At 36.6% G+C, this 7,320-nt stretch carries 5 protein-coding genes and 1 pseudogene; 3 read left to right on the top strand and 3 right to left on the bottom strand.

The genetic code is table 11. From position 1 onward, the window contains the following. Positions 1–2,366, top strand: a 2,366-nt coding sequence (locus Q0L68_RS13555; RefSeq protein ID WP_296704117.1) for a PQQ-dependent sugar dehydrogenase, incomplete at its 5' end; no start/stop codon positions are given. A gap of 29 nt (positions 2,367–2,395) precedes the next feature. On the opposite strand, the gene Q0L68_RS13550 is transcribed toward Q0L68_RS13555, so the two are convergent. Beyond that, positions 2,396–2,917: a hypothetical protein gene (locus tag Q0L68_RS13550; RefSeq protein WP_296704114.1), complete on the bottom strand. Its 522-nt coding sequence runs from the start codon at positions 2,915–2,917 to the stop codon at positions 2,396–2,398. A gap of 175 nt (positions 2,918–3,092) precedes the next feature. On the opposite strand from Q0L68_RS13550, the gene Q0L68_RS13545 reads away from it, so the two are divergent. Beyond that, positions 3,093–3,635 carry a hypothetical protein gene (locus Q0L68_RS13545; RefSeq protein WP_296704111.1) on the top strand — a complete coding sequence of 181 codons (543 nt, stop codon included), beginning with the start codon at positions 3,093–3,095 and terminating at the stop codon, positions 3,633–3,635. Here the strand turns inward: Q0L68_RS13545 and Q0L68_RS13540 are convergent, their stop codons facing one another. Further along, positions 3,636–4,988 (bottom strand): ATP-binding protein, encoded by a 1,353-nt coding sequence (locus tag Q0L68_RS13540; RefSeq protein ID WP_296704108.1) that lies wholly within the window; start codon positions 4,986–4,988, stop codon positions 3,636–3,638. Further along, on the bottom strand, positions 4,978–6,366 hold the full coding sequence (locus Q0L68_RS13535; protein ID WP_296704106.1) for a sigma-54 dependent transcriptional regulator: 1,389 nt from the start codon (positions 6,364–6,366) through the stop codon (positions 4,978–4,980). The genes Q0L68_RS13540 and Q0L68_RS13535 overlap by 11 nt, the downstream gene beginning before the upstream one ends. A 341-nt stretch (positions 6,367–6,707) precedes the next feature. On the opposite strand from Q0L68_RS13535, the pseudogene Q0L68_RS13530 reads away from it, so the two are divergent. Further along, a pseudogene (locus Q0L68_RS13530) lies at positions 6,708–7,320 on the top strand (efflux transporter periplasmic adaptor subunit); the annotation flags it as partial.

Raw genomic sequence — 7,320 nt, 5'->3', positions numbered from 1 at the left:
GTTTGGCAAAAGATCCAGAATTTGAGATAAATCATTGGATTTATCTTTATTATGCTCCTCCAAATACTTCTCTTAATAGGTTATCAAGATTTGTTTTTAAAGATAATGTAGTAGATCTGGCTTCTGAAAAAGTAATTTTAGAAGTTCCGGTTTACAGGGATTGTTGTCATTCGGGAGGTTCTTTGGAGTTTGACGCTCATGGAAATTTATTTTTATCATTAGGAGATGATTCTACCCCGTTTGAATCAAGCAATTTCAATCCAATTGATGAGCGTACTTTCAGGTCTGAAAATGTGGATGCTCAGCGTTCTTCTGGTAATGCAAATGATTTAAGAGGTTCTATTATCAGAATTCATCCCGAGGAGGATGGAACTTACACTATTCCCGAGGGAAATTTATTTCCTATTGGAACAGAGGGAACCAGACCTGAGATTTATGTGATGGGCAATAGAAACCCTTTCAGGATAGCAATTGACCAGCATAATGATAATCTTTTTTGGGGGGAAGTGGGACCAGATGCCTCTGAAAGCGATTCTTCAAGAGGGCCTAAGGGACATGACGAATATAATTTAGCTACAAAACCAGGTTTTTATGGTTGGCCATATTTTGTAGGAGATAATAAAGCATATTGGAAATTTGATTTTGATAAACAAGAATCGTTATTTCTTTTTGATCCGGAAGCACCTGTGAATACTTCACCTAGGAACACAGGGATCCAAAATTTGCCGGCTGCCCAAAAGCCTTTGATTTGGTATCCATACGACGAATCTATGGAATTTCCGATGTTGGGTACCGGAGGTAGAAATGCTATGGCTGGTCCTGTTTATTACAGAGAAGATTATGAAGAATCTGAGGTAAGATTTCCAGGTTACTATAACGGGAAGTCTATTTTTTATGATTGGATGAGAAATTGGATTTTCATGGTTAGCCTCACCGAAAATAATGAACTTGATACCTTAGAAAGGTTTATGCCTTCCACAGTTTTTGATAAACCAGTTGATATGCAATATGGTCCAGAGGGTGCACTTTACATTTTGGAGTATGGTACTTTTTGGCGTTCACAAAATGATGATTCCGGTTTGTATAGAATTGAATTTGCTGCTGGTAATAGAAAGCCAACTGTACAGATAGGGGCTGATAGGAAATCGGGAACAGCTCCTTTAAAAGTAAATTTCTCATCCGAAGGAACTATCGATTTTGATGAAGGAGATCAATTGAGTTACCAATGGGAATTTGATGGAGAAGGAAGTTCCGAGAATAAGAACCCAACTTTCACTTTTGAAAAATCAGGTAAGTTCAAAACTACTTTAACGGTCACAGATCAATCAGGTGCTTCAACAGTAGAGTCCATTGATATTTTGGTGGGTAATGAAGCTCCTGTGGTTACAATCGATTGGCAGGGTAACCAAAGCTTTTATTTTGGGGATGAGACAGTAGAATATTCAGTGAGCGTATCCGATAGAGAAGATCCATCCATAGATGAATCCGATATTGAATTTAGTATTGACTACCTGCAGGGAGGATTTGACATTATTCAAACCGGTCATGACGAAGAAATCCTGAGTTTAGGTGAAGCTTTAATCAGTCAATCAGGATGTATAGGTTGCCATGCTATGGAAAATAAATCTGTTGGTCCGAGCTATTCCGAAGTTTCAAAAAAATATTCTAATGAAAAAGATGCTAAATCTTATTTGACAAATAAAATAATCAATGGTGGTTCAGGGGTATGGGGCGACACGCAAATGCCGGGACATGTCCACTTGGAAAAGGAGAAAGTGGAAGAAATGGTAGAATTTATCTTAGCCTATTCTGATCCAGATGAAAAGAAGAGAAAAATACCTTTATCAGGTTCATATGTTTTAGATGAGCTGGTTTTGCCAGAATCATACTATTTGATTCAAGCGAGCTATGAAGATAAAGGTGCCAATGGAATTGGTCCTTTAAGAACTTCTAAACAAATAATTCTTCGAAGCCCCAAATTATCTCCGACGACAGCGGATGAATTTGTTAACGTTGCAAAATCAAATGAGAATAATTCCCGCTTTATTAAGTTCACAGAAAAAGGATCTTTTTTTAGTTTTAAAAATCTTGATTTATCTGGAATTAAATCTTTAAACCTTGAGGTAAATCCCGGGAATATTTCTGGAAAGATTGAAATTAGAATTGGTGGCGTGGAAGGTGTTTTGATAGGTGAAAGCGACTTGTTGGATTCTAAACAAATGGAGAAGGGTAAAGATTGGTCTGTGATTTCGATCCCAATTCAGAAAGTGAGTAGTCCTTCTGATGTTTACTTCATCCTGAAAACAGAATCCGGAATTTCGATCTGGTCTACGTTTAATATGTATTCTATTCAATTCAATCAATAATAAAAAGGCAGTTTATAGCTGCCTTTACATTAGTCTATTTTTAAAAATTCCTTGAAATATTGGACAAGAAAGTTGTACTCTTCGTGTCCGATTTTCCCTACATCAATAACTTTTTTTACTACTTCAGTTATTTCATTGAAAGGATATTGATCACTCAAATGATAATTATCATCAAGCCATTTTTGAAGAAGGTTAAGTTCATATTTATTAATATCTCCATCTGCCATAATTCCATAACAGATCCCCTGCAAAAAATGTAAGTCTGCTTTTACTTTATCCTTTTCTTCAAATTCTGGAGCATATCGATTCAAAATATCATTTATCTCATGAATTTCTTCAGATCCTAAAATTCCGGTTTTTATTTTCTCAATAATTTCACTGTGCAAAGATTTAAAGGGATCTTCATCACATAGCCCATCATGGGTTTGGCACCATGATTTAATCGCATCAAATTCACTTTTTGTAATCCGTCCGTCCATGGCGATCCCTCTGATCAGGCCATTTAAATTGTGGAAGGCTACTTGGGTTTGTACGGTAATATTTTCTTCCATAAAATCTTTTTTATTTAAGATACAAAGTCTTTGACTACAATAAAACACTCATAGTGAAGTATTGGCAAATAGAATTAAAAAAAGATGAATTGGATAATTTGAATAAGGTTTTTTGGCAAGAAAACTTTGGACTATTTGTAGCGTATAAGAAGTATTTTAAAAAATAGCCGAAACTATGAAAATTACATTTCTAGGTATCTTTTTCTTTACAATGGGCATCGGTTCTGGATTTGCTCAAACACCTACTTGGGAAATTCCCACCTTTGAAGTGCCTTTAGTTTCAGATGGTAAATCGTTGGCAAATCTAGAAATTGATAAAAGCCTAGAATATGCCGATTTGATTTTAGGATCAAATTCATATCGAATTTTGCTGAATAACAAAAATAAAAAATGTAAGATCATAGATTTGGGATCTGATCAGCTTTTTGCAGAAGGTAAAGGTTTAAACAGTTACCAGTCTTCAGTTTTAGCTTTTACTGATGGGGAGAATTTCAATTTTGAAAAGAGAAAGAAAAAGGAAGGCTATGAAATAATCGGTCCTTCAGGCCTTTTATTCAGCGTTGAAAATAGGGGCTTGGCTCCGGTAGAAGTGAATAATGAGAAAGAACTGATTGCCCAGTCCATTTTTGTATTCAAGAGAATTAAGGACCTTAATCGCCAAAGTCCCGACGTATATAATTTCTATACCGATTATTATTCTTCATTTTACAACCGGTAATTACCGAAACGCCAAAGTGAAAACAGTCCTTTCATTTGGAATCGAGGTCACCTGAAGTGTACCTCGGTGCAAATTCATAATCTGTCTTGAAATTGCTAAACCAATACCAGATCCTGTTTTTTTGGTCGTGTAAAAAGGAACAAATATTCTTTCCAATGCTTCGGGGATAATCCCAGGTCCATGGTCTTCAACTCGGATCAAAGTGCCAGCATCTCCTTGGCTTAATCCTGAAACCCAGATAGTGCGATCAGCTTGCTGCTGAAGGGATTCACTGGCGTTTTTTATCAAGTTGATTAGAATCATGCTTATTTGATCTCGATCACAATGGATCTCCAAATCATCTGGAGTTATTTCTGTTTCAATTTTAACATGTGAAATTTTTAAATCTTCCTTCATTAAAATCAAAACATTCTCAAAAAGAGTTTTAACAGAAATAAATTCTTTTTTTGGCAAAGGAATATTCGTGTAATCTCTATACGCATTTACAAAATTTACCAAGCCTTTACTTCGATTTGCAATCGTATCTAGACCCTCCTGAATATCTTGATATCCGTCTTTTTTGATTAAAAAACCTTCCTTTTGAACATAAGAGTCTTCTTCTAAAATTGTACTTAATGAATCCACTAAACTCGAAATGGGTGTAATCGAATTCATAATTTCATGTCTGAGGACTTTCGTAAGATTCTGCCATGCTTCCAACTCGTTAGATTGAAGCTCGGCATTAATATTTTGAAGAGAGAGTAAAGTCCAACTCTGTCCACCCATTTTCAGGGAGGTTGATTGTATGATTAAATGTAAGTTAGGATTTACCTTATAGGATATCCTATGTCCGGGTTTCATTTCTAAAACCTGTTCTAAAAGGGATGTAGATAATTTTCCTAAATCAGAGATATCACGAAATTGGGGGATTTGTAATAAATGTTTTGCAGCATTGTTGATGACACCTATCTTACCCTCAGAGTTGAAAGAAATAATCCCGGAATTAATATGTTGGATAATGACCTGAAGGAAAAGCATTTGTTCTTCCTTTTCAGCTCTGGTTTGCTTGAAGACGTTCATGACTTCGTTAAAAGCCACATTAACTTCCCGAAATGAACCGCCCATTTGACTGTCTGAGGTAAAAGAACTCGAAAAATCTGTGTAACGGATCGAATCCAAAAATCTGGCGAGTTTATGATTGACCGAATTGACATAATAAATCAATTCACCGATTTGAATCACACCTAGTATTCCTAAAATACCCGGTGCCAACCAAAGGTTTTGGCTATAATAAAGCCAAAGTCCCAGATAGAGGCAAAGTATTATCAGAAGGATCCTGAGGGCAACCCCTAATGAAAACCGCTTATAAACCATATTTTTCTAATCTGCGATATAATGAGGAGCGGGTTAACCCCAATTCCTCTGCCGCTCTGGTGATATGTCCGTTGTGTTTTTGAAGAGCTTTTCGAATTAAAATCCTTTCTACATCCTCAATATTTAAATGTTCTAAGCTTACAGATTCATCCTTATGCTCCGGTTGTTGCATCTTTTGAAGGAAAAGATCCTCCGGTTGAAGAACATTATGATTGCTCATAATTACAGCTCTCTCAATGCTATGCTGAAGTTCTCTGATATTACCTGGCCAATGGTATTTCATCATTCGTTTGATCAGGGGTTCGGAGGCTTTTCTAACGTCTTTGTTATATTTCTTGGAGTAGAATGCAATGAAATGATCAGCCAATAGCATGACATCATCTGCTCTTTCTCTCAAAGGAGGAAGTTGAATTTCGATGGTATTAATTCTGTAGAGCAAATCTTGTCTAAAACTGTTGTCATAAACCATGTTATGAATAGGCATATTGGTAGCAGATATTAATCTAATATTTACATCTACTGATCTATTTGCTCCCACTCGGGTGACTTGTCTATTTTGTAAAACAGCTAAGAGTTTTGCCTGCAGCGGTAAAGGTAAATTTCCAATTTCATCTAAAAATAAGGTTCCTTTATGCGCTTGTTCAAATCTTCCTGCCCGATCCTCTTTTGCATCTGTAAAAGATCCTTTTTTATGGCCAAAGAGCTCAGACTCAAAAAGAGACTGAGTGATTGATCCGAGGTCTACACCAACAAAAGCTTCCTTATTTCTCCTGCTATGCCTATGAATAGCACGTGCTATTAACTCCTTGCCCGTTCCGTTTTCTCCAAGAATCAAAACATTTGCGTCAGTAGCCGCAACTCTTTCTATGGTTTCATAAACCTTTTGCATAGCAGGACTTTGACCTATGATCTCTGTAAATTTCCGGTCAATATCCTGCTGAAGTGAATTCTTTTGATCTTTAAGTAAATCCACTTCTAATTTTTTCTGGCGTAACTGAAGTGCTGAATTTAGTGTGGCTAACAAACGCTCATTTTCCCAGGGCTTTAGCACAAAATCAGTCGCCCCTTCTTTAATTGCCCGAACAGCCAGATTCACATCTCCATAAGCCGTAATCAAAACCACCACGGCTGATGGGTCTAATTCAAGTATTCTGTCAAGCCAATAAAATCCTTCTTGCCCGGAACTCACATCTTTCGTGAAGTTCATGTCGAGCATGATGACATCATATTGCTCATTATGGGTGAGAATAGGTAGTAAATCAGGGTTGGTTTCAGTATCTACTTGCGCAAAATGTCTTTTTAGAAAAATTTTGGCAGCTTTTAGTAGATCTTCATTGTCATCAATAATGAGAATTTTACCGATTTTTTGATCACTCATTTATTTGTTGGTTTATCAAAGAGTATAATTTTGGCTTTTCACCTTATTTAAATAATTGCTTTTGGTTATTCCAAAAGCATACCGAATTAGAAATTCCAGACAAATTCAAAAGAAATCCATCCCTATTTCAATTAAAAGGCATTTTAAATTATCTCAAGATTTGTTTTAGCTTCCTTGAATTTACTAAAAGTTGAGCGGGTTTTGTTCGCCTGCGAACAAAAATGTTCGGGAGTCTTATTGGTGAAAATACTTAAACCTTTAAAATAGGCCTCAGAAGGCAGTTTTTTTGGTGGCATGCCATTTGGCATAATGGAACCAGCCGAAAAAGGCAGAAACACACAATGGATAGAAAATTACAAAAGAAGACCTGGACACCCAGGAGGATTGCATGGATCGTCGGAGGAGCAGTTTTGCTTTTCGGAATTATTTATCAAATCGGATTTGCTGATCATCGATCTACTATGAATGTGGAAAAAGATCGATTAAGTATCGCAACGGTTTCTACAGGTGAATTTACAGACTATATTCTAGTATCAGGTCAGATAGAACCAGCCCAGACCTTCTATTTGGATGCAGTCGAAGGCGGAATGGTCGCCCAAATAGTTCGTGAGTCAGGTGCTTTGGTGGATGTTGGTGATACAATTTTGATTATGGCTAATTCGAATCTTCAGCTGGACGTTATGCAGAGGGAAACGATGTTGTATGAACAAATCAATAACCTTCGTCAAACCCGTCTTTTCCTGGATCAAAACGATTTGAGTCAGCAAGGTCAATTGGCTGAGATCGATTATCAGATCAGCTTGCTCGAACCACAATACAAAAGGTTTAAAGAGCTTCACGAGAAAAAGCTGGTTTCTGATCGGGAATTCGAAGAAGTAAAGGAACAATATGAATACAATCTGAAAAGGAAGGAATTGACATACGCTTCTTACAGAAGTGATTCAATAGCGAGAT

The sequence above is a fragment of the Algoriphagus sp. genome (assembly GCF_024642405.1).
Classification (GTDB): domain Bacteria; phylum Bacteroidota; class Bacteroidia; order Cytophagales; family Cyclobacteriaceae; genus Algoriphagus.
Note: the sequence above shows the minus strand (reverse complement) of the source record. Positions and strands in the feature narration are given on the sequence as shown.

Bases quoted from the DNA above. Each gene is read 5' to 3' on its own strand.
- Q0L68_RS13545 (WP_296704111.1), top strand. From the start codon at position 3,093: ATGAAAATTACATTTCTAGGTATCTTTTTCTTTACAATGGGCATCGGT.
- Q0L68_RS13535 (WP_296704106.1), bottom strand. From the start codon at position 6,366: ATGAGTGATCAAAAAATCGGTAAAATTCTCATTATTGATGACAATGAA.
- Q0L68_RS13540 (WP_296704108.1), bottom strand. From the start codon at position 4,988: ATGGTTTATAAGCGGTTTTCATTAGGGGTTGCCCTCAGGATCCTTCTG.
- Q0L68_RS13550 (WP_296704114.1), bottom strand. From the start codon at position 2,917: ATGGAAGAAAATATTACCGTACAAACCCAAGTAGCCTTCCACAATTTA.